The organism is Streptomyces sp. NPDC058279 (genome assembly GCF_042881255.1).
Lineage (GTDB): Bacteria > Actinomycetota > Actinomycetes > Streptomycetales > Streptomycetaceae > Streptomyces.
Map to the genome: position 1 here is coordinate 220,359 of NZ_JBHVYA010000003.1, position 23,139 is coordinate 243,497.

The 23,139-nt window shown below is 72.8% G+C and carries 25 protein-coding genes; 9 read left to right on the top strand and 16 right to left on the bottom strand.

Annotation, left to right across the window (positions count from 1 at the left end):
• The first annotated feature begins 79 nt into the window (after nucleotides 1-79).
• Together ACFVXJ_RS08515 and ACFVXJ_RS08520 are read left to right on the top strand one after the other, a co-directional pair.
• On the top strand, nucleotides 80-448 hold the full coding sequence (locus ACFVXJ_RS08515; protein WP_389660586.1) for a hypothetical protein: 369 nt from the start codon (nucleotides 80-82) through the stop codon (nucleotides 446-448).
• A 1-nt stretch (nucleotide 449) separates the two neighbouring features.
• Nucleotides 450-884, top strand: coding sequence for a hypothetical protein (locus tag ACFVXJ_RS08520; protein WP_389660996.1), 435 nt, complete (start codon nucleotides 450-452; stop codon nucleotides 882-884).
• A gap of 67 nt (nucleotides 885-951) precedes the next feature.
• On the opposite strand, the gene ACFVXJ_RS08525 is transcribed toward ACFVXJ_RS08520, so the two are convergent.
• The 3 genes from ACFVXJ_RS08525 to ACFVXJ_RS08535 all read right to left on the bottom strand — a co-directional run bounded on the left by ACFVXJ_RS08525 (nucleotide 952) and on the right by ACFVXJ_RS08535 (nucleotide 3,418).
• Complete coding sequence (locus ACFVXJ_RS08525; protein ID WP_389660588.1) at nucleotides 952-1,458, bottom strand: GNAT family N-acetyltransferase; 507 nt, start codon at nucleotides 1,456-1,458, stop codon at nucleotides 952-954.
• A 37-nt stretch (nucleotides 1,459-1,495) separates the two neighbouring features.
• On the bottom strand, nucleotides 1,496-2,047 hold the full coding sequence (locus ACFVXJ_RS08530) for a sigma-70 family RNA polymerase sigma factor (protein WP_389660998.1): 552 nt from the start codon (nucleotides 2,045-2,047) through the stop codon (nucleotides 1,496-1,498).
• 147 nt (nucleotides 2,048-2,194) lie between these two features.
• Nucleotides 2,195-3,418 carry a glycerophosphodiester phosphodiesterase gene (locus tag ACFVXJ_RS08535; RefSeq protein WP_389660590.1) on the bottom strand — a complete coding sequence of 408 codons (1,224 nt, stop codon included), beginning with the start codon at nucleotides 3,416-3,418 and terminating at the stop codon, nucleotides 2,195-2,197.
• Between the two features lie 296 nt (nucleotides 3,419-3,714).
• On the opposite strand from ACFVXJ_RS08535, the gene ACFVXJ_RS08540 reads away from it, so the two are divergent.
• The gene (locus ACFVXJ_RS08540; RefSeq protein ID WP_389660592.1) at nucleotides 3,715-4,347 is read left to right on the top strand and encodes a lysophospholipid acyltransferase family protein; all 633 of its coding nucleotides are present in this window, start codon (nucleotides 3,715-3,717) and stop codon (nucleotides 4,345-4,347) included.
• 52 nt (nucleotides 4,348-4,399) lie between these two features.
• Here ACFVXJ_RS08540 and ACFVXJ_RS08545 read toward each other — a convergent pair whose 3' ends face one another.
• From ACFVXJ_RS08545 to ACFVXJ_RS08555, 3 genes are all read right to left on the bottom strand, one after another.
• The gene (locus ACFVXJ_RS08545) at nucleotides 4,400-5,875 is read right to left on the bottom strand and encodes a membrane-associated oxidoreductase (protein ID WP_389660594.1); all 1,476 of its coding nucleotides are present in this window, start codon (nucleotides 5,873-5,875) and stop codon (nucleotides 4,400-4,402) included.
• 67 nt (nucleotides 5,876-5,942) lie between these two features.
• The gene (locus ACFVXJ_RS08550; RefSeq protein ID WP_389660596.1) at nucleotides 5,943-7,487 is read right to left on the bottom strand and encodes an MFS transporter; all 1,545 of its coding nucleotides are present in this window, start codon (nucleotides 7,485-7,487) and stop codon (nucleotides 5,943-5,945) included.
• Nucleotides 7,484-8,035, bottom strand: coding sequence for a TetR/AcrR family transcriptional regulator (locus ACFVXJ_RS08555; protein WP_389660598.1), 552 nt, complete (start codon nucleotides 8,033-8,035; stop codon nucleotides 7,484-7,486). The genes ACFVXJ_RS08550 and ACFVXJ_RS08555 overlap by 4 nt, the downstream gene beginning before the upstream one ends.
• 99 nt (nucleotides 8,036-8,134) lie before the next feature.
• On the opposite strand from ACFVXJ_RS08555, the gene ACFVXJ_RS08560 reads away from it, so the two are divergent.
• Nucleotides 8,135-8,653, top strand: a complete 519-nt coding sequence (locus ACFVXJ_RS08560; protein ID WP_389661000.1) for an HAD domain-containing protein — start codon at nucleotides 8,135-8,137, stop codon at nucleotides 8,651-8,653.
• 48 nt (nucleotides 8,654-8,701) lie between these two features.
• Here ACFVXJ_RS08560 and argH read toward each other — a convergent pair whose 3' ends face one another.
• Both argH and ACFVXJ_RS08570 read right to left on the bottom strand, forming a co-directional pair.
• Nucleotides 8,702-10,129: an argininosuccinate lyase gene (argH, locus tag ACFVXJ_RS08565; protein WP_389660600.1), complete on the bottom strand. Its 1,428-nt coding sequence runs from the start codon at nucleotides 10,127-10,129 to the stop codon at nucleotides 8,702-8,704.
• 92 nt (nucleotides 10,130-10,221) lie between these two features.
• Nucleotides 10,222-11,415 (bottom strand): argininosuccinate synthase, encoded by a 1,194-nt coding sequence (locus tag ACFVXJ_RS08570; protein WP_389660602.1) that lies wholly within the window; start codon nucleotides 11,413-11,415, stop codon nucleotides 10,222-10,224.
• A 182-nt stretch (nucleotides 11,416-11,597) separates the two neighbouring features.
• Here ACFVXJ_RS08570 and ACFVXJ_RS08575 point away from each other — a divergent pair, with 182 nt between their 5' ends.
• Nucleotides 11,598-12,287 carry a L,D-transpeptidase gene (locus ACFVXJ_RS08575; protein WP_389660604.1) on the top strand — a complete coding sequence of 230 codons (690 nt, stop codon included), beginning with the start codon at nucleotides 11,598-11,600 and terminating at the stop codon, nucleotides 12,285-12,287.
• Nucleotides 12,288-12,302: 15 nt separating this feature from the next.
• Here the strand turns inward: ACFVXJ_RS08575 and ACFVXJ_RS08580 are convergent, their stop codons facing one another.
• The 6 genes from ACFVXJ_RS08580 to ACFVXJ_RS08605 all read right to left on the bottom strand — a co-directional run bounded on the left by ACFVXJ_RS08580 (nucleotide 12,303) and on the right by ACFVXJ_RS08605 (nucleotide 18,104).
• Complete coding sequence (locus ACFVXJ_RS08580) at nucleotides 12,303-12,839, bottom strand: arginine repressor (RefSeq protein ID WP_361318490.1); 537 nt, start codon at nucleotides 12,837-12,839, stop codon at nucleotides 12,303-12,305.
• A 7-nt stretch (nucleotides 12,840-12,846) separates the two neighbouring features.
• Complete coding sequence (locus ACFVXJ_RS08585; RefSeq protein ID WP_389660606.1) at nucleotides 12,847-14,094, bottom strand: acetylornithine transaminase; 1,248 nt, start codon at nucleotides 14,092-14,094, stop codon at nucleotides 12,847-12,849.
• The gene (gene argB / locus ACFVXJ_RS08590) at nucleotides 14,091-15,038 is read right to left on the bottom strand and encodes an acetylglutamate kinase (RefSeq protein ID WP_389660608.1); all 948 of its coding nucleotides are present in this window, start codon (nucleotides 15,036-15,038) and stop codon (nucleotides 14,091-14,093) included. The genes ACFVXJ_RS08585 and argB overlap by 4 nt, the downstream gene beginning before the upstream one ends.
• Nucleotides 15,035-16,207: a bifunctional glutamate N-acetyltransferase/amino-acid acetyltransferase ArgJ gene (gene argJ / locus ACFVXJ_RS08595; protein WP_389660610.1), complete on the bottom strand. Its 1,173-nt coding sequence runs from the start codon at nucleotides 16,205-16,207 to the stop codon at nucleotides 15,035-15,037. Before argJ ends, argB begins: the two co-directional genes overlap by 4 nt.
• Nucleotides 16,208-16,244: 37 nt before the next feature.
• On the bottom strand, nucleotides 16,245-17,273 hold the full coding sequence (gene argC, locus ACFVXJ_RS08600) for an N-acetyl-gamma-glutamyl-phosphate reductase (protein ID WP_389660612.1): 1,029 nt from the start codon (nucleotides 17,271-17,273) through the stop codon (nucleotides 16,245-16,247).
• 261 nt (nucleotides 17,274-17,534) lie between these two features.
• Nucleotides 17,535-18,104, bottom strand: a complete 570-nt coding sequence (locus tag ACFVXJ_RS08605) for a CGNR zinc finger domain-containing protein (RefSeq protein ID WP_389661002.1) — start codon at nucleotides 18,102-18,104, stop codon at nucleotides 17,535-17,537.
• An 81-nt stretch (nucleotides 18,105-18,185) separates the two neighbouring features.
• Between ACFVXJ_RS08605 and ACFVXJ_RS08610 the strand changes: the two genes are divergently transcribed.
• Together ACFVXJ_RS08610 and ACFVXJ_RS08615 are read left to right on the top strand one after the other, a co-directional pair.
• The gene (locus ACFVXJ_RS08610; RefSeq protein WP_389660614.1) at nucleotides 18,186-19,403 is read left to right on the top strand and encodes an MFS transporter; all 1,218 of its coding nucleotides are present in this window, start codon (nucleotides 18,186-18,188) and stop codon (nucleotides 19,401-19,403) included.
• Between the two features lie 124 nt (nucleotides 19,404-19,527).
• Nucleotides 19,528-19,662, top strand: a complete 135-nt coding sequence (locus tag ACFVXJ_RS08615) for a hypothetical protein (RefSeq protein WP_389660616.1) — start codon at nucleotides 19,528-19,530, stop codon at nucleotides 19,660-19,662.
• An 11-nt stretch (nucleotides 19,663-19,673) separates the two neighbouring features.
• Here ACFVXJ_RS08615 and ACFVXJ_RS08620 read toward each other — a convergent pair whose 3' ends face one another.
• Together ACFVXJ_RS08620 and ACFVXJ_RS08625 are read right to left on the bottom strand one after the other, a co-directional pair.
• The gene (locus tag ACFVXJ_RS08620) at nucleotides 19,674-20,423 is read right to left on the bottom strand and encodes an N-acetyltransferase (protein ID WP_389660618.1); all 750 of its coding nucleotides are present in this window, start codon (nucleotides 20,421-20,423) and stop codon (nucleotides 19,674-19,676) included.
• Between the two features lie 60 nt (nucleotides 20,424-20,483).
• Nucleotides 20,484-21,929, bottom strand: a complete 1,446-nt coding sequence (locus ACFVXJ_RS08625) for a PLP-dependent aminotransferase family protein (RefSeq protein ID WP_389660620.1) — start codon at nucleotides 21,927-21,929, stop codon at nucleotides 20,484-20,486.
• On the opposite strand from ACFVXJ_RS08625, the gene ACFVXJ_RS08630 reads away from it, so the two are divergent.
• Both ACFVXJ_RS08630 and ACFVXJ_RS08635 read left to right on the top strand, forming a co-directional pair.
• The gene (locus tag ACFVXJ_RS08630) at nucleotides 21,928-22,863 is read left to right on the top strand and encodes a DMT family transporter (RefSeq protein ID WP_389660622.1); all 936 of its coding nucleotides are present in this window, start codon (nucleotides 21,928-21,930) and stop codon (nucleotides 22,861-22,863) included. The genes ACFVXJ_RS08625 and ACFVXJ_RS08630 overlap by 2 nt on opposite strands.
• Nucleotides 22,864-22,919: 56 nt before the next feature.
• Nucleotides 22,920-23,117, top strand: coding sequence for a DUF1918 domain-containing protein (locus ACFVXJ_RS08635; RefSeq protein ID WP_389660624.1), 198 nt, complete (start codon nucleotides 22,920-22,922; stop codon nucleotides 23,115-23,117).
• The last annotated feature ends 22 nt before the right edge of the window (nucleotides 23,118-23,139 follow it).

Genomic DNA, 23,139 nt, shown 5'->3' on the forward strand with positions numbered 1-23,139 from the left:
CGCGGCCCGACGCCCGGCCGGCAGGGGGCCCTCCAGGGGTGCGCGCAGCGGATCTTCCGCCCCGTAATACCCTCGCAGCATGCTCGACGCCCTGACGGTCGCCCTCGGCGCGGCCGCACTCGCCCTCGCCGCCTGGTGCGGTTTCGCCGCGCTGCGGAACCAGCCGACCAAGGACTGGCACTTCATCGGCATGGCCGTCGTGACCGTGCTGGTCCTGGCCCAGCTGGTGGTCGGCGTGGTCAAGCTGGGCTCGGGCGAGCGGCCGGAGCAGGGCACGGTGCTGTTCGTGGCCTACCTGCTCGGCGCCTTCGCGGCGGTCCCGGCGGCCGGGCTGCTCTCGCTCAGCGAACGCACGAAGTGGGGATCGGTGACGGTGGCGGCGGGCGCGGTCGTCCTCGCCGTCCTCGAAGTACGCCTCTACGACATCTGGGGAACCGCCGGTGCCTGATCTGCCCGACACCGAATCCGCCGCGGCCGACACCGCCGGGGCGCCCGTGGGACGCGAGCGGCTGGTCTCCGGCCCGGGGCTGCTGCTGGTGTGGCTGTACGGGGTGATCACGGTGGGCGCGGTGTCGCGCTCGGCCTACCAGATCTCCACCGAGTTCGACCGGGCCCCGCTGCCGTACTCGCTGTCGGCGCTGGCCGCCCTCGTGTACGTCTTCATCACGTACTCGCTGGTGCGGGGCGGGGAGACGGCCCGCAAGGCGGCGCGGCTGTGCTGCGCCGCCGAGCTGACCGGTGTGCTCGTCGTGGGGACCTGGACGCTGGTGCGGCCCGAGGCGTTCCCCGACTCCACGGTGTGGTCGCAGTTCGGGATGGGCTACCTGTTCATCCCGGTGATCCTGCCGATCACCGGGATGCTCTGGCTGCGCGCGAAGCGCTGACGCGGCCTCAGACCGACCGGCTCAAGCGGACGGGCCCGCTCAGGCGGACCGGATCAGGCGGACCGGCTCAGGCGCTGACCGCGAAGTCGGCCGCGTCCTTGGTCTCCTTCTCCAGGATGACGAGGTGGACCCCGTCGGAGGCGGTCCGGTCGCCGACCCGCACATAGCCCGCCTTCCGGTAGAGCCGCAGGTTCGACTCGCTCTTGTGGCCGGTGTGCAGCCGGAACCGGCTGGTGCCGCCGGCGCCCGCGAGGGCCACCTCCACCGCGCGCAGCAGCCGGGCACCGAGCCCGTGGCCCTGGAGCCGGGGGTGGACGCACAGCTTGGCGATCTTGCCGGTGCCGTCCGCGTCGACGTTGCCGCGGACGGTGCCGACGACCTCGTCGCCGAGCCGGGCCACGAGCACGGTGTCGGTCGCGAGCTCCGCCTTGAGGGAGTCGAGGGTCTGGGTGAGCGGCTGGATGCGGTAGTTGCCGTACAGCTCGGCCTCGCGCTGGAACGCCAGGTACTGGAGCTTGAAGATCTGCTCGACGTCCTCGGCGGCCGCCGCCGAAATGGTCACGCTCATACCCATGTGCGCATGCCTCCAGCTCACCTGGTAGCCCGTTGGTCTACCGCTCCTTTCCCCGCAGGTGAGGAGCCGCAACCTCTGCAGCCAGCATTCTGCGCAGACATCCCAGGCAACGGGAACGCACGGGCCCCAAACTTCCTTGTGAGATACCCAACTCTCCTGCGATTTCACGGTAGGTGAGGTCTCTGGGCGAAAGAAGTGCCCCTATCAGTTCCGGACACCGTCCGGGCAACCGGGCGACGGCCGATCGAAGGACCCGCCGCTGCTCCCCGTGCAGCACCGCGTCCTCCGGGTCCGCGCCGGCGCAGCCGGGCCGGGCGCCGCCGTAGGGCACCTCGCGCAGGGCCCGGCGGCGGGCGCGGCGGGCTTCCGCGCGCACCGCCCGGCGCAGCCAGCGGGCGCGCTCGGCGGAGGCTTCGGCCCCGCCGCCGGTCGGACCGGGGGCGGCCGGGCCGCGTTCCAGCAGCCTGACCCAGACGGCCTGCTCCAGGTCGGCGGCGTCCACCCCGGCGGCCGGCGCCTCCGCGGCGGCCTCGGCGGAGAGCAGCGGGCCCAGTTCGTCCAGGAGGTCGGTGTCCTTCATCGAGTCCATGCCGGGCGGGACGCGAGGGCCGGTGCCGACGGTTTCCCCACCGGGCACAGCACACTCGTACGAGAAAATCCGCTCGGCCGTTGACACCGGCCGTTCGCCGTGCACCGCGCCGCGCCCGCCGCTGCCGGCGGGTCTGCGGGCCGGGGCCTACGGGCGCGGCGCCCGGCCCGGCCGGAAGGTCTCGGCGGCGAGCAGCCCGGTGTCCGGGTTGTCGGTGAAGATGCCGTCGACGCCCAGTTCGAAGTAGCGGCGGAAGGCGCCGAAGGCGTCCCCGTAGGCGGCCGGATCGGCGCCCTTGCGGTATTCGGCCGGCAGGAAGGTGTTCTCGTTGCGCGCGGTGTAGGGGTGCAGGACCAGCCGCCGCGCGTGCGCGTCGGGCACCAGGGTGGTCGGGGTGCCCAGCTTGCCGTCGGCGTCGCGCGGCACGATCAGGTCGAGGGTGGGGCCGATGCCCTGGGCGAAGCCCGCGATCCACGCGAGGCCCTCGGGCGTGACGAGGTCGGCGACGGTGCGGGGGTCCTTGGCCAGTTCGAAGTCCCAGGGGCGGGTGTTCGCCGCGCCGAGCAGCACCACGCGGGGCGCGGAGACCAGCCGCGAGAGGCGCTGGATGCTGGACGGCTCGAAGGACTGGAGGAACAGCGGCGCGTTCTTCCCGTCGCGGCCGTAGCGGCGCAGCAGCTTCGCGAGGGGCTCCTCCAGGCCGAGGCCCAGCGCCCGGAAGTAGCTGGGGTGCTTGGTCTCGACGTGCAGCCAGATCCGCTTGCCGCGCCTGCGGCCCTCCTGGTCGGCCCAGCGCAGCACCTCCTCGAAGGTCGGCACGTCCCAGCGGCCGTCGTAGAGCGTGTTGCGCTGGCGGACGGCGGGGATACGTTCCTTCGCGCGCAGGGTCTTCAGCTCGGCGAGGGTGAAGTCCTCGGTGAACCAACCGGTGACGGACACGCCGTCGACGGACTTGGTGGTCCGCCGGGAGGCGAACGCGGGGTGGTCGGCGACGTCGGTGGTGCCCCCGATCTCGTTCTCGTGACGGCAGACCAGATGGCCGTCCTTGGTGGGGACCAGGTCCTGCTCGATGACGTCGGCACCGAGGTCGAGGGCCAGTCGGTACGAGCCCAGGGTGTGCTCGGGCCGGTACCCGCTGGAGCCTCGGTGACCGATGATCAGCGGCACGGGCAGGTCCCGGTAGCCGCCCTCGTGGCCGCCGCCCGAACCCGCCGCCCCAGAACCCGCGGCGACCGAACCTGCCGCCCCCGAACCCACCGCGGCCGAACCCGTCGCCGCGGCCGTGCCCGCCGCCGTTCCGGTGATACCGGCCCCCGCCGCGAGCACCGCGGCCCCCAGGACCGTACGCCGTGCTGCCCCGCCCTGCGTCATGCGCGTCACTCCCTGTGTCTGAGGGCCGCCCGTCCCGGGATCGCCAGGTCAGACGGCCGGACCGGCCCGCCGATGGTAGGCGCCGGACGGTGGCCCACAGGGGGTGCCGGGCGGAACATGGCGCGAACACGCGTCAACAACGCGTATCCGACACGTGAACCCGATGTGCGATCAGCGATGACCCGCGAGTATCGTCCTCACCTGCACTACCACCGTGTCGTGCGAAGCCGCTTTTCGATGCCGGAGGGCTCACGTTGTTCCGTACCGCGCTCATCAAGGCCACCGTAGGACCGGTCATGCGGCTCATGTTCCGCACCCGGGTGGAGGGCATCGAGAACATCCCGGGCACCGGTCCGGTGATTCTCGCGGGCAATCACCTCACCTTCATCGACTCGATGATCCTGCCGCTCGTCTGTGACCGTACGGTCCACTTCATCGGCAAGGACGAGTACGTCACGGGCAAGGGCCTCAAGGGCCGCCTCATGGCGTGGTTCTTCACCGGCTCGGGGATGATCCCCGTCGACCGCGACGGCGCGAACGGCGGAGTCGCGGCCCTGATGACGGGCCGCCGCATCCTCGAAGAGGGCAGGATCTTCGGCATCTACCCCGAGGGCACCCGCTCCCCCGACGGTCGGCTCTACCGCGGCCGCACCGGCATCGCCCGCCTCACCCTGATGACCGGCGCGCCCGTGGTGCCCTTCGCCGTGATCGGCACGGACAAGCTCCAGCCCGGCGGCAAGGGCATGCCCCGCCCGGGCCGGGTGACCATCCGCTTCGGCGAGCCGATGGAGTTCTCCCGCTACGAGGGGATGGACCGCGACCGCTACGTGCTGCGCGCCGTCACCGACTCGGTGATGGCCGAGGTCATGCGCCTGTCGGGCCAGGAGTACGTGGACATGTACGCCACGAAGGTGAAGGAAGCCGCGTAGCGCCGGTCCGGCGACCGCTCCCGCCGTCCCGCGGCTGCTGACGTCGTGCTCACTACTGCCGTCGCAGTGACCGGCTGACGCCCGCCGCGGTCGTCGTGGCGAGGACCCAGCCGGTCACGATCAGCAGGTACGACAGCCACTGGTACCAGCCGCTCGGCGCGAACGCCTCCTCTTGGCCGAAGCCGATGATCGGCAGCATCAGGTCGATCGTGTAGAACACGGCGTTGAAGTCCGGCGCCTCCCCCGGCTTGAGCGGCCGGGGGTGGTGCAGGGCGTACGCGAGCGAGCCCGTCACCAGCAGGGCCAGCAACCAGCCCGCCGCGCGCAGCGGCCGGAAGCCGTAGCCGACCGTGCCGTCCTGGAGCAGCCCCCAGAGCCGGGCGGCCCGGGGCAGGGTGCCGCGGTGCCGGCGCAGCTTGGCGAGGTGGACGGTCCGGGCCGCCTCCTCGTCGCCGGCCGTCCGGTAGGCCGCGGCGAGCTGCTCGTAGGCGTACGGGAGGTAACCGGCCTCCTCCCGCTCCAGCGCGGGCAGCCGGTCTTCGGCGGGCAGGTGGGGGGCCAGGGTGCGGTAGGTCAGGCCGTCTACGGCGATCCGCTCGGGCCAGGTCTGCGGCTCGATGTGGAGCATGTCGAGGGTTGACCGGCGCAGGTTCACAGCGCCCCGGATCGGCGGGCACCGGCGCAGCCACAGCTCGCCGATGGAGCAGCTGGAGGCCCGCAGGGCGGTGCCGCCGGGGTTGGCGAGGTCGCCGCGGGTGAACATGGCCTGCCCCGGGATGCGCGATCCGGTGAGGTTGACCATGCCGCGGGTGTGTAGCCGGGCGGCACGCAGGTCGGTGCCGACGGTCAGCGTCTCGGCGTGCAGGGCTATCGCGCCGGGGGCGAGGAGGCGGGCGTCGTCGAGCTGGACCTGTCCGCCCACGATGGCCCCGTTCAAGCGCAGTTGGCCGTGGACGGTGAGATCGTTGGCGATGATGTCGGTGCCGATCTCGGCGTGGTTGAGCTGGAGCGCGGCCTCGCCCCCCTCCTCGCCGGGGGCCGGTTCGATCACGGCTCCCTGGAGGAAGAGACCACCGGCGATCCGCGCGCCCTGGAGGCGGACCGGCCCGGTGATCCGGCAGCAGGAGAGCCGCAGGACCACCTCGACCCGCACAGTGGCGGCGGTCAGGCCGGGCAGCGTCGAGTAGCCGAGGACGAGCGCCTTCAACTGGGCCCCGTACAGGAGCGGCTTGCGCTCGAAGAAGCAGTCCCGCAGCCGGATCGGATGGTCGACGACGGCGTACCTGAGGTCGAGCGGGCCGGTGATCCGGGCGCCCTTGACCTTGAGTCCGGCGACCTGGCCCTCCTCGACCGCCCCGGCGCCGAGCAGGAGGGCCCGGAGCACCTCGGCGCGGACGGTGCGGTCCGGTCCCCACCCGGCCCCGTCGACGGAACTGTCCTCGGGCTGTTCGCGGAAGTCGACGGCCTCGCCGCGCGGGAAGGCGTCCCACACGCGGCGCTCGGCGGGCGTCAGATCGTTGATCTCCATCGCGGGATGGTGTCCGGCGCGTCGACGGGGTGTCAACTTTGGCCGGAACAGCGCCCCTTGGGGTGGCTCAGTGCTCGACGCCGCCCTGGAGTTCCTGGCCGCGCAGCAGGAACCAGGCGGCCACGGCGGTGGCCAGGAGGACGGCCGCGCCGACGCCCGAGGCGAGGCGCAGGCCGTCCACGAAGGCGTCCTGGGCCGCTCCGACCATCGTCTGCGCGGTCTGCGGGTCCAGCATCCGGCCCGCCTCGACGGCGCCGCCCAGCGATTCGTGCGCCGCGTCGGCGACCGGCGCGGGGACCGAGGCCGGGGCGGTGAAGCCCTGGTAGACACCGGTGACGATGGAGCCGAGCAGGGCGATGCCGAGGGCGGCGCCCAGTTCGTACGCGGTCTCGGACACGGCCGAGGCCGAACCGGCCTGCTCCTTGGGCACGCTGGAGAGGATCACGTCGGCGGTGACGGTGAACGAGAAGCCGGCGCCGAGGCCGACGCCGAGCAGGGCCGCGCCGAGCAGCGGGTAGCCGCTCTCCTTGTGGAGCAGGGTGAGCGCGCCCAGGGCCAGGCCGATGGCGGCGAGGCCACCGCTGACGATCACTCGGACCGAGTACCTGCGGGCGTAGCGGCCGGCGAGCAGTCCGGTGGCCACCGCGCCGATCGCGGCGGGCAGTTCGGCCAGGCCCGCCTCCAGCGGGTCGCGCCCTTGGACGAGCTGGAGGAACTGGGAGAGGAAGAAGACGAGTCCGGACAACCCGAAGACGGTGAGCAGGTCGGCGAGGACCGCGCCGGAGAAGCCGCGGTGCTTGAACAGCCGCATGTCGAGCAGGGGCGCGCCCAGCGTGAACTGGCGGCGGACGAAGGCGTACAGGGCGCCGGCGCCGAGCAGGGCGGCGACCGCGACCTGCCAGGTGACGCCGTGGGTGGCGGCTTCCTTGACGGCGTAGACCACGCCGATGACGCCGACGAGCGAGAGGCCGACGCTGAGCAGGTCCCAGGGTCCGGCGACGGGGTTCTTCGACTCCGGCAGCAGCTTGACGCCGACGATGACCAGGACGGCCATCACGGGCAGGTTGATGAGGAAGACCGAGCCCCAGTAGAAGTGCTGGAGCAGCGCCCCGCCGACGACGGGGCCGACCGCCGCGCCGGCGGAGGCGGTGGCGCCCCAGATGCCGATGGCGAGGCTGCGCTCGCGCGGGTCGTGGAAGATGTTGCGGATCAGCGCGAGGGTGGACGGCATGAGGGTCGCGCCGGCCACGCCGAGCAGCGCCCGGGCGACGATCATCATCTCGGGGCTGGTCGCGCAGGCGTTCAGCACGGAGACGGCGCCGAAGGCGGTGGCGCCTATGAGGAGCAGCTTCTTGCGGCCGATCCGGTCGCCGAGCGAGCCCATGGAGACGAGCAGGCCGGCGATGACGAAGGAGTAGATGTCGCCGATCCACAGCAGCTGGGTGCCGGACGGCTTGAGGTCCTCGCTGAGGGAGGGGGTGGCGAGACCGAGGACCGTGGCGTCGACCGCGACCAGCAGGACGGCCAGGACGAGTACGGAGAGCGCGAGCCAGCGCCCGCTGCTCCTTTCCTCCGCCCCCTTCTGCCGTGTGAGCTGTTCGGTACGGGTCATTTCTCCACACTCCGTCGTGCGCCACCGAGCAGCAGCTCGATGATCATGTACTGGAAGTCCTTGGCCGCGACCCGGCCGTCCATGACGGCCCAGGCGCAGGTGCCGATGAGGCCGTAGAGGGCCTCGGTGAGCCAGGCGGGGCTCAGGTCGATCCGGATCGTGCCCTCGTCCTGACCGCGTCGGAACAGGGCGCTGACGCGGGCGTCGAGCCGGGCCCATCCCTCGTGGATCCGGTCGCCCTCGAAGAGCTGGTTCTCGGTGACGAGGAAGGCCAGCAGTTGGGCGTTGGGCTCCGTCTCGGCGACGAGGCGCCGCAGCGCCTCGACGGCCGTGCCCTCGCCGAGGCGGGCGTTGTCGAACGCCACCTCGAACTCGCGGATGCCCATTTCCTCAAGGGCCCGTACGAGGGCGTCGCGTCCGGCGAAGTGCCGGTGGAGGGTCGCCCGGCCGATACCGGCGGCGCGGGCGACCTCGTCCATCGTCGCGGTCGATTTCCGGGAGAGCAGGGCCGCCGCGTCGCGGAGCACCTGGTCACGATCCATTGCCATGAGACAAGCCTACCCCAAATGAGACGTGAATGTCTCATTCCCCGCGCTAAATGGGCTGCCGTGGCGGCAGCCGGAAGGAATCCTGCCCAGATGAAACCGCTGAAGCCGTTGTTGTTGATCGATGTCGACGGGCCGCTGAATCCCTACGCGGCCAAGCCCCAACGCCGCCCCGATGGCTACACCACCCACCGGATGCGCCCGACCGGTTGGACGGAGGCCGAGAGCCGCAAACCGCTGCGGGTGTGGCTGAACCCCGGGCACGGCGCGGAGCTGCTCGCGCCGGCGGGCGCGTACGAACTGGTCTGGGCGACGACGTGGAAGGACGAGGCCAACGACTGGATAGGGCCGCGCCTGGGGCTGCCCCGGCTGCCGTTCGTCGACTGGCCGCGGATGCACGGGCGGGCGCCGCGCGGCACCTTCTGGAAGACCCAGTACGTCCTGGAGTACGCGGGGCACCGGCCCTTCGCGTGGGTCGACGACGACGTCACGGCCATGGACCGGGAGTACGTCGACCAGCGCCACCCCGCGCGGGCGCTGCTGATGCGGATCGACGAGCAGGTCGGGCTGGTCCGGGCGGACTTCGACGCGCTCGCGGCCTGGGCGGCGTGGACGACGTGAGGGCGGCCGGAGCGGGTGCTCCGGCCGCCCTCACGGGGGGTGACGCGGTTACTGCTTGTGGGCGGCCCAGGCGTGCTGGATGACCAGGTCGGCCTTGAGTTCGGTCAGCTGGGTCGCCACCGCCGAGGGCGCGGTGCCGCCGCGGCCGTTGCGCGAGGCGAGGGCGCCCTTGACGTTGAGGACCGTACGGACCTCAGGCGTCAGGTGCTCCGAGATCTTCGCGAACTGCGCGTCCGTGAGCTCGTCCAGCTCGATGCCGAGCGCCTCGCACTCCTTGACGCACTCGCCGGCCACCTCGTGCGCGACGCGGAACGGCACACCCTGCTTGACCAGCCACTCCGCGATGTCCGTCGCGAGCGAGAAGCCGGCCGGGGCCAGCTCCTCCATCCGCTCGCGGTTGACCGTGAGCGTCGCCATCATGCCGGTGAAGGCGGGCAGCAGGACCTCAAGGGTGTCGCAGGAGTCGAAGACCGGCTCCTTGTCCTCCTGAAGGTCGCGGTTGTACGCGAGCGGGAGGGCCTTGAGGGTGGCGAGCAGGCCGGTCAGGTTGCCGATGAGGCGGCCGGACTTGCCGCGCGCCAGCTCCGCGATGTCCGGGTTCTTCTTCTGCGGCATGATCGACGACCCGGTGGAGAAGGCGTCGTGCAGCGTCACGAAGGAGAACTCCTTCGTGTTCCAGATGATGATCTCCTCGGCGATCCGGGACAGGTTGATCCCGATCATCGCGGTGATGAAGGCGAACTCGGCGACGAAGTCACGGGAGGCCGTGCCGTCGATGGAGTTGCCGACCGACCCGCGCTCGAAGCCGAGGTCCGCGGCGACCGCCTCCGGGTCCAGGCCCAGCGAGGAGCCGGCGAGGGCGCCGGAGCCGTACGGGGAGACCGCGGTGCGGGTGTCCCACTGGCGCAGCCGCTCCGCGTCCCGGGACAGGGACTGCACGTGGGCCAGCATGTGGTGGGCGAACAGCACCGGCTGCGCGTGCTGGAGGTGGGTGCGGCCCGGCATGGCCACGTCGGCGTGCGCCTCGGCGAGCCCGACGAGCGCGTCCTGGAGGTCGGCGAGCAGGCCGCCGACGATCCGGGCGTGGTCGCGCAGGTACATCCGGAAGAGGGTGGCCACCTGGTCGTTGCGGGACCGGCCGGCGCGCAGCTTGCCGCCGAGGTCGGCGCCGAGCCGCTCCAGCAGGCCGCGTTCCAGGGCGGTGTGCACGTCCTCGTCGGCGATGGTGCCGGTGAAGGAACCGTCCGCCACGTCGGCTTCGAGCCGGTCCAGGCCGGCGATCATGCGGTCCAGCTCGTCGGCCGTGAGCAGGCCCGCTTGGGCGAGCACGCGCGCGTGGGCGCGGGAGCCGGCGATGTCGTACGGCGCGAGGCGCCAGTCGAAGTGGACGGACGCGGACAGCTTGGCCAGGGCCTCGGCCGGGCCGTCGGCGAACCGGCCGCCCCAGAGCCGGACGTCACCGTTGTTGCTGCTCACAGCTACTGCTCCTCAAGAGGGTGGATGTACGGCCGGCTCCCTGTCGCGGAGGAACAGGGAGCCGGCCTTCGTACTGCGGGAAACGAGTCGGCTCAGGCGAGGTCGCGGCGCGCGGCGATCTTCGAGGACAGGCCGAAGATCTCGATGAAGCCCTGGGCCTTCGACTGGTCGAAGGTGTCGCCCGAGTCGTAGGTGGCCAGATTGAAGTCGTACAGCGACACGTCAGACTTACGGCCGGTGACGACGGCCCGGCCGCCGTGCAGGGTCATCCGGATGTCACCGGTGACGTGCTGGTTGGCCTCGTTGACGAAGCCGTCCAGGGCCCGCTTGAGCGGGGAGAACCACAGGCCGTCGTAGACCAGCTCGCCCCAGCGCTGCTCGACCTGCCGCTTGTAGCGGGCCAGCTCGCGCTCGACGGTGACGTTCTCCAGCTCCTGGTGGGCGGTGATCAGGGCGATCGCGCCGGGAGCCTCGTACACCTCGCGGGACTTGATGCCGACGAGCCGGTCCTCGACCATGTCGATCCGGCCGACGCCCTGGGCGCCGGCGCGCTCGTTCAGCTGCCGGATGGCCTGGAGTACCGTGACGGGCCGGCCGTCGATGGCGACGGGGACGCCCTCCTTGAAGGAGATGACGACCTCGTCGGCCTCGCGCGGGGTCGCCGGGTTCGCGGTGTACTCGTAGATGTCCTCGATCGGGGCGTTCCAGATGTCCTCCAGGAAGCCCGTCTCGACGGCGCGCCCGAAGACGTTCTGATCGATGGAGTACGGGGACTTCTTGGTGGTCGCGATCGGGAGGTTCTTCTGCTCGCAGAAGGCGATGGCCTTGTCGCGCGTCATCGCGTAGTCGCGGACCGGGGCGATGCACTTGAGGTCGGGCCCGAGCGCGGCGATGCCGGCCTCGAAGCGGACCTGGTCGTTGCCCTTGCCGGTGCAGCCGTGGGCGACGGTCGTCGCGCCGTGCTTGCGGGCCGCGGCGACGAGGTGCTTGACGATCGTGGGCCGGGAGAGCGCCGAGACCAGCGGGTAGCGGTCCATGTAGAGGGCGTTCGCCTTGATCGCCGGCAGACAGTACTCCTCGGCGAACTCGTCCTTGGCGTCCGCGACCTCGGCCTCGACCGCGCCGCAGGCGAGCGCCCGCTTGCGGATGACGTCCAGGTCCTCGCCCCCCTGACCGACGTCGACCGCGACGGCGATGACCTCGGCGCCCGTCTCCTCGGCGATCCAGCCGATGGCGACGGAGGTGTCAAGGCCGCCCGAATAGGCGAGTACGACGCGCTCGGTCACGGGTTTCTCCTCACGGTGCAAGCAATAGGCATAACTATGCACTACTCCGTATGTTTCGTCAATCGTCCGGGTGTGAGGGCGCCCCGGCGCGAGGAGGCCGGCGCAAGCGGCTGGGGCTCGGTGGGTGAGGGGTCGGCCTGTCGGGCGGGGGTGGGGGTGGGGGCGGACGTAGCGTTTGGGGTGTGCTGCGTACCGCTCTTCTCGCCGGGTCGCTGGTGGTCGCCTGCCTGCTGCCCCACGGCTCGACGCCGTTGCCCGCCCGCCTCGCCGACACCGGCGGCGGAAGTCAGCTCCTCGTCGCCGTCGCGCCGTCGGCGGGGTCCGACACCGGGTGGCTGAGCTGGTGGGACCGGCGCGCAGGCCGGTGGTTCGAGGAGGGCCGGGCGCCCGCGCGGTTCGGGGCGAACGGGCTGACCGAGGGGGTGAGCCGGGTCCAGGGGACGAACACCACCCCGGCCGGGCTGTACGACCTGCCGTACGCCTTCGGTCTCGCGCACGCCCCCGCGGGCACGGAGTACCCCTACCGCCGGGCGTCGGACCGCTCGTGGTGGTGTCAGGACAACGCCTCGGGCAGCTACAACCGCTGGGTGGAGCCGCTGCCCGCCGACTGCGCACCCGGCGAGGCGGAGCACCTCGCCGCGTACGGGAAGCAGTACGCGCACGCCCTGGTCATCGGCTTCAATTACGACCGGCCGGTGCGCGGCCGGGGCGCCGGTATCTTCCTGCACGTCAACGGCAAGGGTGCGACGGCCGGTTGCGTGTCCGTCCCGGAGCGGGCCGTGCGGGCGGTCCTGCGCTGGGCGAACCCGCGCAGGCACCCGCACATCGTGATCGGTACGGAGTCCGGGCCCCTGGCCGTGACGCGCTACTAGCGCGCCGCGGCGAGGTCAGCTTTCCTTCTGCGCCAGTCGGAGCAGGTGGTCGGCGAGGGCCTGGCCGCCCGCCGGGTCGCGGCTGATCAGCATCAGGGTGTCGTCCCCGGCGATCGTGCCCAGGATCGACTGGAGTTCGGCCTGGTCGATCGCCGAGGCGAGGAACTGGGCGGCACCCGGCGGGGTGCGCAGGACCACGAGGTTCGCGGACGCCTCCGCCGAGATCAGCAGTTCACCGGAGAGGCGCCGCATGCGCTCCTCCTTCGCCGACTCGCCGAGGGGGGCCTGCGGGGTGCGGAAGCCGCCCTCGCTGGGCACCGCGTAGATCAGCTCGCCGCCCGTGTTGCGGATCTTGACCGCGCCCAGCTCGTCGAGGTCGCGGGAGAGCGTCGCCTGGGTGACGCTCAGCCCGTCGTCGGCGAGCAGCTTGGCCAGTTGGCTCTGCGAGCGGACCGGCTGCCGGTTGAGGATGTCCACGATCCGGCGGTGGCGGGCGGTGCGGGTCTGCGGGACGGACGGCCCGATCTGCTCGTGTTCCTGCGCCTGACTCATCGTCGTCTCATTCCCCGGTTCGTCCGTCCCCATTGGCCCCGTCGGCCGCGGCCTGGGCCGCGTCGAGGACGCCGGGCAGTGCCCGGACGAACGCGTCCGCCTCGGCCTCGGTCAGTACGAACGGCGGCATGAGCCGTACGACGTCGGGGGCGGGCGCGTTGACCAGGAAGCCGGCGTCCTGAGCCGCCTGCTGCACCAGCGGTGCGAGCGGCCCGGTCAGCACGATACCCAGCAAAAGGCCCGCGCCACGGACATGGGCGACGAGCCCGTGCCCGGAGCCCTCGATTCCGGAGCGCAGTCGCTCGCCGCGCGCCTTGACCCGGTCCAGCAGTCCGTCGGCGGCGATGGTGTCGATCACGGCGAGTCCGGCGGCGCAGGCGACCGGGTTCCCGCCGAAAGTGGTGCCGTGCTGTCCGGGCTGGAGCAGGTCGGCGGCCGGGCCGAAGGCGGCCACGGCGCCGATCGGCAGCCCGCCGCCCAGACCCTTCGCGAGTGTGACGAGGTCGGGCTCCACGCCTTCGTGTGCCTGGTGCTCGAACCACTGGCCGCAGCGCCCGATGCCGGTCTGCACCTCGTCGAGGACGAGCAGGGTCCCGGTGGCCCGGGTGATCTCGCGGGCGGCCGTCAGGTAACCGGCCGGGGGAACCACCACACCGTTCTCGCCCTGGATCGGTTCGATGACCACCAGCGCCGTCTCCTCGGTGACGGCGGCCCGCAGGGCCTCCACGTCGCCGTAGGGGACGTGGGTGACGTCACCGGGCAGGGGCAGGAAGGGGTCCTGCTTCTTGGGCTGGCCGGTGAGCGCGAGCGCGCCCATGGTCCGGCCGTGGAAACCCCCGTCGGTGGCGACCATGTGGGTGCGCCCGGTCAGCCGGCCGATCTTGAAGGCGGCCTCGACGGCCTCGGCACCGGAGTTGCAGAAGAAAACGCGGCCGGGGCGCCCGAAGAGCTGGAGCAGCCGTTCACCGAGCGCGAGCACCGGTTCGGAGGCGTACAGGTTGGAGACGTGGCCGAGGGTGGAGATCTGGCCGGTCACCGCCGCGACGATCGCCGGGTGGGCGTGTCCGAGGGCGTTGACGGCGATCCCGCCGACGAAGTCGGTGTACTGCTTTCCGTCGGCGTCCCAGACCTGCGCGCCCCGGCCGCGTACGAGGGCCAGCGCCGGGGTGCCGTAGTTGTCGGTCAGCGCCCCCCGCCAGCGGGCCGCGTAGTCCTGGTTCGCGCTGGTGCCGGGCGTACCGGTCGTGCCGGTCATTCGGGTTCCCCTCCCTGTGCGTCGGGCACGACCATGGTGCCGATGCCCTCGTCCGTGAAGATCTCCAGCAGGATCGAGTGCGGGACCCGCCCGTCGATCACGCGCGCGGTGCCGACGCCGCCGCGGACGGCGTGCAGGCAGCCCTCCATCTTGGGCACCATCCCGCTGGACAGCTCGGGCAGCAGCTTCTCCAGCTGACTCACGGTCAAACGGCTGATGACCTCGTCACTGTTGGGCCAGTCCGCGTACAGACCTTCGACATCGGTGAGGACCATCAGCGTCTCCGCGCCGAGCGCCGCGGCGAGCGCCGCGGCTGCCGTATCCGCGTTGACGTTGTAGACGTGGTGGTCGTCGGCGCTGCGCGCGATGGACGAGATGACCGGGATCCGGCCGTCCGCCAGCAGGGCCTCGATCGCGCCGGTGTCGATGGCGGTGATCTCACCGACCCGCCCGATGTCGACGCGTTCCCCGTCGATCCTCGGGCTGTGCTTGACCGCGGTGATGGTGTGGGCGTCCTCGCCCGTCATGCCCACGGCGAGCGGGCCGTGCTGGTTGAGCAGGCCCACCAGCTCGCGCTGGACCTGGCCCGCCAGGACCATGCGCACGACGTCCATGGCTTCGGGGGTGGTGACGCGCAGGCCCGCCTTGAACTCGCTGACCAGGCCCTGCTTGTCGAGCTGGGCGTTGATCTGCGGGCCGCCGCCGTGCACCACGACGGGCTTGAGGCCGGCCTGGCGCAGGAAGACGACGTCCTGCGCGAAGGCCGCCTTGAGGTCCTCGTCGATCATGGCGTTGCCGCCGAACTTGATGACGACGACCTTGCCGTTGTGTCGGGTGAGCCAGGGCAGTGCCTCGATGAGGATCTGCGCCTTGGGCAGCGCGGTGTGCTTGCGCGCGGTTCCGCTGCCGGGCTGTCCGGGCTGTCCCGCCTTGTCGCCGCTCATGAGCTGTACGCGCTGTTCTCGTGGACGTACTCGGCGGTGAGGTCGTTGGCCCAGATCACCGCGGACTCGGAACCGGTGGCGAGGTCGGCGGTGATGCGGACCTCCCGGTCCTTCATCGAGACCAGGTCGCGATCCTCGCCGACGCTGCCGTTCTTGCAGACCCACACGCCGTTGATGGCCACGTTCAGCCGGTCCGGGTCGAAGGACGCCCTGGTGGTGCCGATGGCGGAGAGCACCCGGCCCCAGTTGGGGTCCTCGCCGTGGATCGCGCACTTGAGGAGGTTGTTGCGGGCGATGGACCGGCCGACCTCGACGGCGTCGTCCTCGTTCGCCGCGCCGACGACCTCGATGCGGATGTCCTTGCTCGCACCCTCGGCGTCCCCGATCAACTGCCGGGCGAGGTCGGCGCACACCGTCCGGACGGCCTCCGCGAACTCCTCGTACGCCGGCGACCGGCCCGACGCCCCGGAGGCGAGCAGCAGCACCGTGTCGTTGGTGGACATGCAACCGTCGGAGTCGACCCGGTCGAAGGTGGTGCGGGTGGCGGCGCGCAGCGCCTTGTCCAGGTCGGCACCGTCCACGTCGGCGTCGGTGGTGAGCACGACGAGCATGGTGGCCAGCCCCGGGGCGAGCATGCCCGCGCCCTTGGCCATGCCGCCGACCGTCCACCCCTCCCGGGCGGCCACGGCCGTCTTGTGGACGGTGTCGGTGGTCTTGATGGCGATGGCCGCGGCCTCGCCGCCATCGGCGGAGAGGGCCTCCACGGCCGTCTCGACGCCGGGAAGCAGCTTGTCCATGGGGAGCAGGACGCCGATCAGCCCGGTGGAGGCGACGGCGATCTCGCCGGCGTTGTGCTCGCCGCCGACACCGTGCCCGTTCAGCGTGGCCGCGACCTTCTCGGCGGTGGCGTGGGTGTCCTGGAAGCCCTTGGGGCCGGTGCAGGCGTTGGCGCCGCCGGAGTTGAGGACCACCGCGCTGATGGTGCCGCCGCGCAGCACCTGCTCGGACCAGTGGACCGGCGCGGCCTTGACCCGGTTGGAGGTGAAGACGCCCGCGGCGGCCAGACGCGGCCCGTTGTTGACCACGAGGGCCAGGTCCGGGTTGCCGTTCGCCTTGATCCCGGCGGCGATGCCCGCGGCCGTGAATCCCTGTGCTGCCGTGACGCTCACTGCATCTCCTTGTTCGTGGTGGCTGCGGGGGTGACGCTCACGGAGCGACTCCGACCGCGGAGAGCCCGAGCTGTTCGGGCAGCCCGAGGGCGATGTTCATGCTCTGCACCGCGCCGCCGGCGGTGCCCTTCGTGAGGTTGTCGATGGCGCTGATCGCGATGATCCGCCGGGCGGTGGCGTCGTAGGCGACCTGGATCTGCGCGGCGTTGGAGCCCTGGACCGACTGGGTGGCCGGCCACTGCCCCTCCGGGAGGAGGTGGACGAAGGGCTCGTCGGCGTACGCCTTCTCGTACGCGGCACGGACCGCGTCGGCGGTGGTGCCGGGGAGGGCCTTCGCGGAGCAGGTGGCGAGGATGCCGCGGGCCATCGGCACCAGGGTCGGGGTGAAGGAGACCGAGACCCGCTCCCCGGCGAGCGGGCTCAGGTTCTGCACCATCTCGGGCGTGTGCCGGTGGCCGCCGCCCACCCCGTAGGGGCTGACGGAGCCCATGACCTCGGAGCCCAGCAGGTGCGGCTTGAGGGCCTTGCCCGCGCCGGAGGTGCCGGTGGCGGCGACGATCACGGCTTCGGGTTCGGCGAGGCCGGCCGCGTACGCCGGGAACAGGGCGAGCGAGACGGCGGTGGGGAAGCAGCCGGGGACGGCGATGCGCTTGGTCCCCTCCAGCGCGGCCCGGGCGCCGGGGAGTTCGGGCAGGCCGTAGGGCCAGGTGCCGGCGTGCGGCGCACCGTAGAAGGCGTCCCAGTCGGCGGAGTCCTTGAGCCGGTGGTCGGCGCCCATGTCGACGACGAGCACCTCCTCGCCGAGCTGCGCGGCGACCGCGGCGGACCGGCCGTGCGGCAGCGCGAGGAACACGACGTCGTGCCCGGCGAGCACCTCGGGCGTGGTCGCCTCCAGCGTCCGGCCGGCGAGGGGTACGAGGTGCGGCTGGAGCGCGCCGAGGAGCTGTCCGGCGCTGGTGTTGGCGGTCAGCGCGCCGATCTCCACCTCGGGGTGCGCGAGGAGCAGGCGCAGCACTTCCCCGCCCGCGTATCCGCTCGCTCCGGCCACTGCTACACGTACCACCATCGGACCTCCTCCTCGATGGCATGACTATACGGTCCGTCGCAGTTTTATTCAAAGCTCCTTATGTGGCTCACACTCACGGCTCACGGCTCATGACCGCGGGGCGACCGGCGGCGGGTCGTCGGGCGGGGGCCGGGGGCGGGGCGCGTCGACCGCGACGACGGCGACCATCAGGCGATGTCGACCACGGGCTCCCGCGACGAGCGTACGCCGCACCGGGCGGGGTGTCCCCGGGAGCCGCGGCCCGGCCCGCCCGCCCGACGGTCAGCCCTGGCGGGCACGGAAGGCCGCGGCCTTGCTGCGGTTCTGGCACGCGGTGGAACAGAACTGGCGGGCCGCGTTGCGGGAGGTGTCGACGTACACGCGGTCGCAGCGGTCGGCCCGGCAGACGCCGAGCCGGCCCGCGAGGCCGCCGCCCACCGCCAGGGCGAGCGCGGTCGCGCAACTGGCGCCGCACCCCGCCGCGAAGGAGTCGTCGGAGCCGTGGAAGTGCACCTGCCAGGGCTCGCCCTCGGCGCGGTTCAGCCGGGGCCGGGCGGCGGTGTCGCGCAGCAGGGCGTTCACGACACGAGCGGCGGCGTCCAGGTCCCCCTCCTGCACGGCGAGGAACACCTCCCGCATCCGCCGCGCCGTCCCGACCAGGTGCGCGGCCTGCCCGGCGTCGATGTCGCGCGGCAGCGAAGCGGCGGTGCGCCCCACGGCGGCGTCGATCACCCCCGGCAGCTCCGCTCCGTGCGGCGCGGCGTAGGGGCGGCCGCGCGCCTCCCCGTCGGTCAAGGCGTTCACGAGCGAGACGGCCTGATCCAGTAGCAGCGCGATGTGACTGTCGAACATCACTTGACCAGTCACTCCTTCCGTGGCTAGCGTTCTGGTGACTGACATTATCCGATTCGACAGTTACGAGACGGGGGTGGCATGCCGCGGGCCGTGTGGCTGCTGGTGGCGGCGCGGGCGATCAACCGGCTCGGCGCCTTCTCCCTGCCCTTCCTGACCGTTCTGATCAGTACGGACTTCGGCGCGAGCGCCACCACCGCCGGCCTGCTCTCCGCCGCCTTCGGACTCGCGACGATCCCCTCCCGGCTGGCCGGCGGCCGGCTGGCGGCCCGCCTCGGGCGCCGGCGCACGATCGTGCTCGGACTCACCGGCTGCGCCGTCTCCCAGCTGGGCATCGCCGCCGCCGGCTCCCTCACCGAGGTGGCGGCCTTCGCGATCCTGCTCGGCCTCGCCTTCGAGCTGTACGAGCCGCCGAGCCAGGCGATGATCGCCGACGCGGTCGCCCCCGGCGAGCGGGTGCGCGCGTACGGCCTCCTCAACGCCGCGCTCGCGGCGGGCGGCGCCGGCGCCGGACTGATCGCGGCGGCCCTGGGGCGGTGGGACCTGCGCCTGCTGTTCGTCGCCGACACGCTCACCTGCCTGGCCTGTGCCCTGCTCCTGCGCTTTTCGCTGCCCGCCGACCGTCCCCGCCCGGCGACCGCCGGGTCCGGCGGGCGCCCGGCGCCGGTCCGGCCGTGGCGGGACGGGGCGCTGTGGGCCATGTTCCTGGCCGGCACCGCCTTCGCCCTGGTGTCCATGCAGATCGTCGTCGCGCTGCCGCTCGGCCTCGCCCGCGTCGGTTTCGAGCCGGCCGACGCGGGGCTGTTGTTCACCGCCTCGGCCGTGACCGTCGTGGCGGCCCAGCCGGCGCTGCGCCTGCGCCGCCTCACCGCACTGCCCGCCTCCGCGGCGCTCGCCCTGGGCTACGCCCTGCTGGCGACGGGCCTGGCCGGCTACGCGGTGGCGCACACCCTGCCCGCGCTCCTGGCGGCCACCGTCGTGTGGAGCCTGGGCGACGTACTCGTCCTCGGCCGGGCGTTCGGCGTCGTGGCGGACCTGGCACCGCCGGGCGGCACCGACCGCTACCTCGCGGTGTACGGCACCAGTTGGGGCATCGCCACGACCGTCGCCCCGGTCACCGCCACCCAGCTCCTCGCCCATGCCGGGGTCACCGCCCTGTGGGCCGGCACGGCGGCCCTGTGCCTCGCCCTCGCCGCCGCCCAACTCCTCGTGGTCGGACCGCTCGTCGGCCGTGGCGGCCGGGGCCGCCCCGCGGTGGCCGGGACGGCCGCACGGATCGGCTCGGACCTCTCGGGGTGACCGCGGGGCCGCCGCCGAGATGCAGGGCACCCCGTTCGGACGCACACTGGGCTTGGCCCCCGCCGGTGTGGCCGGTCCGGCCGAGCCAGGCGGAGTTCCTTCGGGTTCCCATGGGGAGGCTCTCGTGCTCTTCGCAGCCCTGTGCGTACCTGTGTTGATGATGCTGTTCCTGGTCGGGATGGGCGCCTTCGAGGATCTGGTCTCCCGTCCGGCGCCCGAACCCGTCGAGGTGACCGCCGAGCAGGCCCCCGAACCCTGAACCGCCACCCCCTAGACCAGCGGGTGCCGGACCCAGACGTTCGGTTCGACGTAGACCGCGTGGTCGTGGTCCGGTGCGCAGTGGACGGGGACCAGTGCTCCGGGTACCCGTACCGGACCGGGCGCGTCGAACGGCAGGCCCGTCCACTCGCGCCACCGCGCCAACGAGGCGCTGATCGTCATGGACAGCGGGGCCACCGAGTCGATGACCGCCCCCGCCCGCACGTGGACCCGTAGCCAAGGGTCGTACGGGAGCCCGTCCTCGCGGACGCGGAACGCGTACTCCCCCATCGGGGTGTCCGGCTCCGCCGGCTTGCCGTTCGGCCGTACGGGCGCCACCACCTCCGCGAAACCGTGCGCGCGGGCGTCCTCCCGCATCGCCGCGAGCATCCGCCCGGCCAGGCCCTCGCCCTGCCGGTGGGGGGCGACCGTGATCTCGATGGCGCTGACCGTGTCGGGCTCCGTCCCGGCCCGGCGGTCCGCGAAGGCCCACATCAGGACCTGGTCCCAGCCGCGCGCGGGCAGCGCCCCGGCGCGATCGGCCGCGTGCAGGGCGAAGGGCACGCTGAACGCCCGGGCGACCATCTCCTCGCCGTCCGTGGCGATGAACACGTACTCCGGCAACTCGGCCACCATCCACGGGTACAGCAGCGCGGAGACCGGGTCGTGGGCGGCAAACGCCGGCCAGGGGTTCTGCATGTCCCAGAGCCGGTCGGCGAGTTCGGGCCGCCGGGCGAGCGTGGTGATCAGGATGCCGGTCATGCCCGGAGGCTAGGACGCGGCGGCGGCGTCCTCAATCGCTTTACCGCGCGCGCCCGGCGCTCAGGCCGGTTCGCCCAGGCCGCCGCCGCGCAGCCGCCGGGCCGCCTCCGTCAGTTCCGCGGCGGCCGCGACCCCGGCGAAGCTGAGCCGGACGTACGGGCCCGGCGGTTCCGCGCAGAAGTACGACCGACCGGGGGCGACCGCCACCCCGGCCCGCAGGGCGGCCGCGACGAAGGCGGCCTCATCGGTGCCCTCCCCGGGCCGGACCCACAACTGGTAGCCCCCGCGCGGCAGGTGCGGCACCTCCAGGGCGGGCAGCTCCCGGCGCAGCGCGCCCGCGAGCACCTCCCGCCGGTGGCGCAACTCGGCCGCCACGGCCCGCAGGTGGCGCGGCCAGGCCGGCGCGCCGACCAGTTCCAGGGCCGCCTCCTGGAGCGGGCGCGGCACGAAGAAGCTGTCCACGACCTGGATGGCACGCAGCCGGTCCAGCACCGGCCCCCGGGCGGCCAGTGCCCCCACCCGCATGCTGGGCGAGGTCACCTTGGTCAGGGACCGCACGTGGACCACCACCCCGTCCTCGTCCTCGGCGGCGAGCGTCGGCGGCAGCGCTCCGGCGTCCTCGTGGGCCAGCGCCCGGGCGTAGTCGTCCTCGACGACGAACGCCCCGGCGGCCCGCGCGATCCGGAGCACCTCGGCGCGCCGCGCCCCCGCCAGCACCGCGCCGGTCGGGTTCTGGAACAGGGGCTGGCATACGAAGACCCGCGCGCCCGTCGCTTCGAAGGCGGCGGCCAGCAACTCCGGCCGGACCCCGTCGGAATCGACCGGGACCGGTACCGGCCGGCACCCCGAGGCGCGCGCGATGGCCAGCATGCCGGGGTAGGTCGGCGACTCCACGAGGATCGGTGCCCCGGGCGGCGCCAGCGCCCGCAGCGCGGTGGTCAGCGCGCTCTGGCCACCGGCGGTGATCAGGACGTCGGCCGCGGTGAGCGCGCGGGTCGCGCCGCCGATCTCGCGGGCGAACCAGTCGCGCAGCTCGGGCAGTCCCTCCACCGGTGTCCGCCCCCACGCGCCGGGCCGCCGCCCGGCCCGGGCCAGGGCCGCCGCCATGGCCCGCTCGGGTTGCAGCGAGGGGTGCAGGTAGCCGCTGTGCAGCTCGATCACCCCGGGCGGCGGCGCCGCCAGCGTCACCAGGACCCCGGAGGCGTCGACGGAACGCGGCACGATGTCGCCGGCGCCCTCGGCGGTCAGGGCGACCTCCTGCCAGGAGGTGTCCCCGGGCGCGGGGACCGACGTACGGGGCTGCGCGCGGTATACCCCGGCACCGGGCCGGGTGACGACGAGCCCCTCCGCGGCAAGCTGGGCGAGGGCCCGGGAGACGGTGACGGGGCTGACCCGGTAGCGCTCGATCAGGGCCCGACTCGACGGCAGCTTTCCACCTACCGAGTAGCGGTTCAGCTCGGTCCGGAGGGATTCTGCCAGGGACGCCACACTGCTACGCTCGTACATGACAGCACAGAATAGCGCTACTCTGACCGCCCCGATAGCGGTCCGCGAACCGGCGGTCGGCGGATCGACGGTCCGTGGATCGGCGAGGGGCGGAACGGCTCTGGCGGCGCTCGGCGTCACCATGTTCTCGCTGACCTTCCCCGGGACCGCCTGGGGCCTGGAGAGCTTCGGCCCGTGGTCGCTCGTCGCCCTGCGCGGGGTCCTCGCGGCCCTGGTGGCGGGCGGCTTCCTGCTCGCCCTCCGGGTCCCGCTGCCCGCGCGGGAGCACTGGGCGGGTCTGCTGGTCGTCGCGGCCGGCGTCGTCGTCGGCTTCCCCCTGCTGACCACCCTCGCGCTGCGGACCTCGACGACCTCGCACGCCGCCGTGGTGGTGGGGCTGCTGCCGCTGACCACGGCGGTGGTGTCCTCGCTGCGCACCGGGGCCCGGCCATCGGGCCGCTTCTGGGCCGCGGCGGTCGCCGGGGCGCTGGTCGTCCTCGGCTTCACCCTCGGGCAGAGCGGCGGTTCCCTCTCGGCCGGCGACCTGTACCTGTTCGGCGCGCTGCTGGTGTGCGCGGCCGGCTACACGGAGGGCGGCCGGCTGGCACGGGTGCTGCCCGGCTGGCAGGTGATCGGTTGGGCGCTGGTGCTGTGCCTGCCCATCGGGCTGGTCGGCTCGGCGCTCGGGCTCGCCCACGAACCGGTGCACCTGACCTGGCACGGGGTGGCCGGCCTCGTCTGGGTGGCGGCGGGATCGTCCTTCCTCGGCCTGTACGTCTGGTACCGGGGCATGGCCGAGATCGGCGCCGTCCGGGCCAGTCAGCTCCAGCTCGCCCAACCGCTGCTGACGCTCGTCTGGTCGGTCGCGCTGCTGGGCGAGCGGTTGTCGCCGGCCGCGCCGGTGGCCGCCGGCGCGGTCCTGATCTGCATCGCCGTTACCCAACGGGTCAAATAGGTGCCTACCGGCCTAAACTGCTAGCACGGATCGGACCGCCACCGAGGAGGTCAGCTATGCGCGCGACCGAGGGCGACCAGCTGGTACAGCACGGCAGGATCGTGGGCCAGCACGACAAGGTCGGAGAGATCATGCAGGTCCTGGGAGAGAACGGCACCCCTCCCTACCGGGTCCGCTTCCAGGACGGGCACGAGGCCGTGATGTCCCCGGGCCCCGACTGCGTGGTGAAGCACCCGACCGAATCCCCCCAGTGAATCCTCCTCTTCCTCCGCCTGC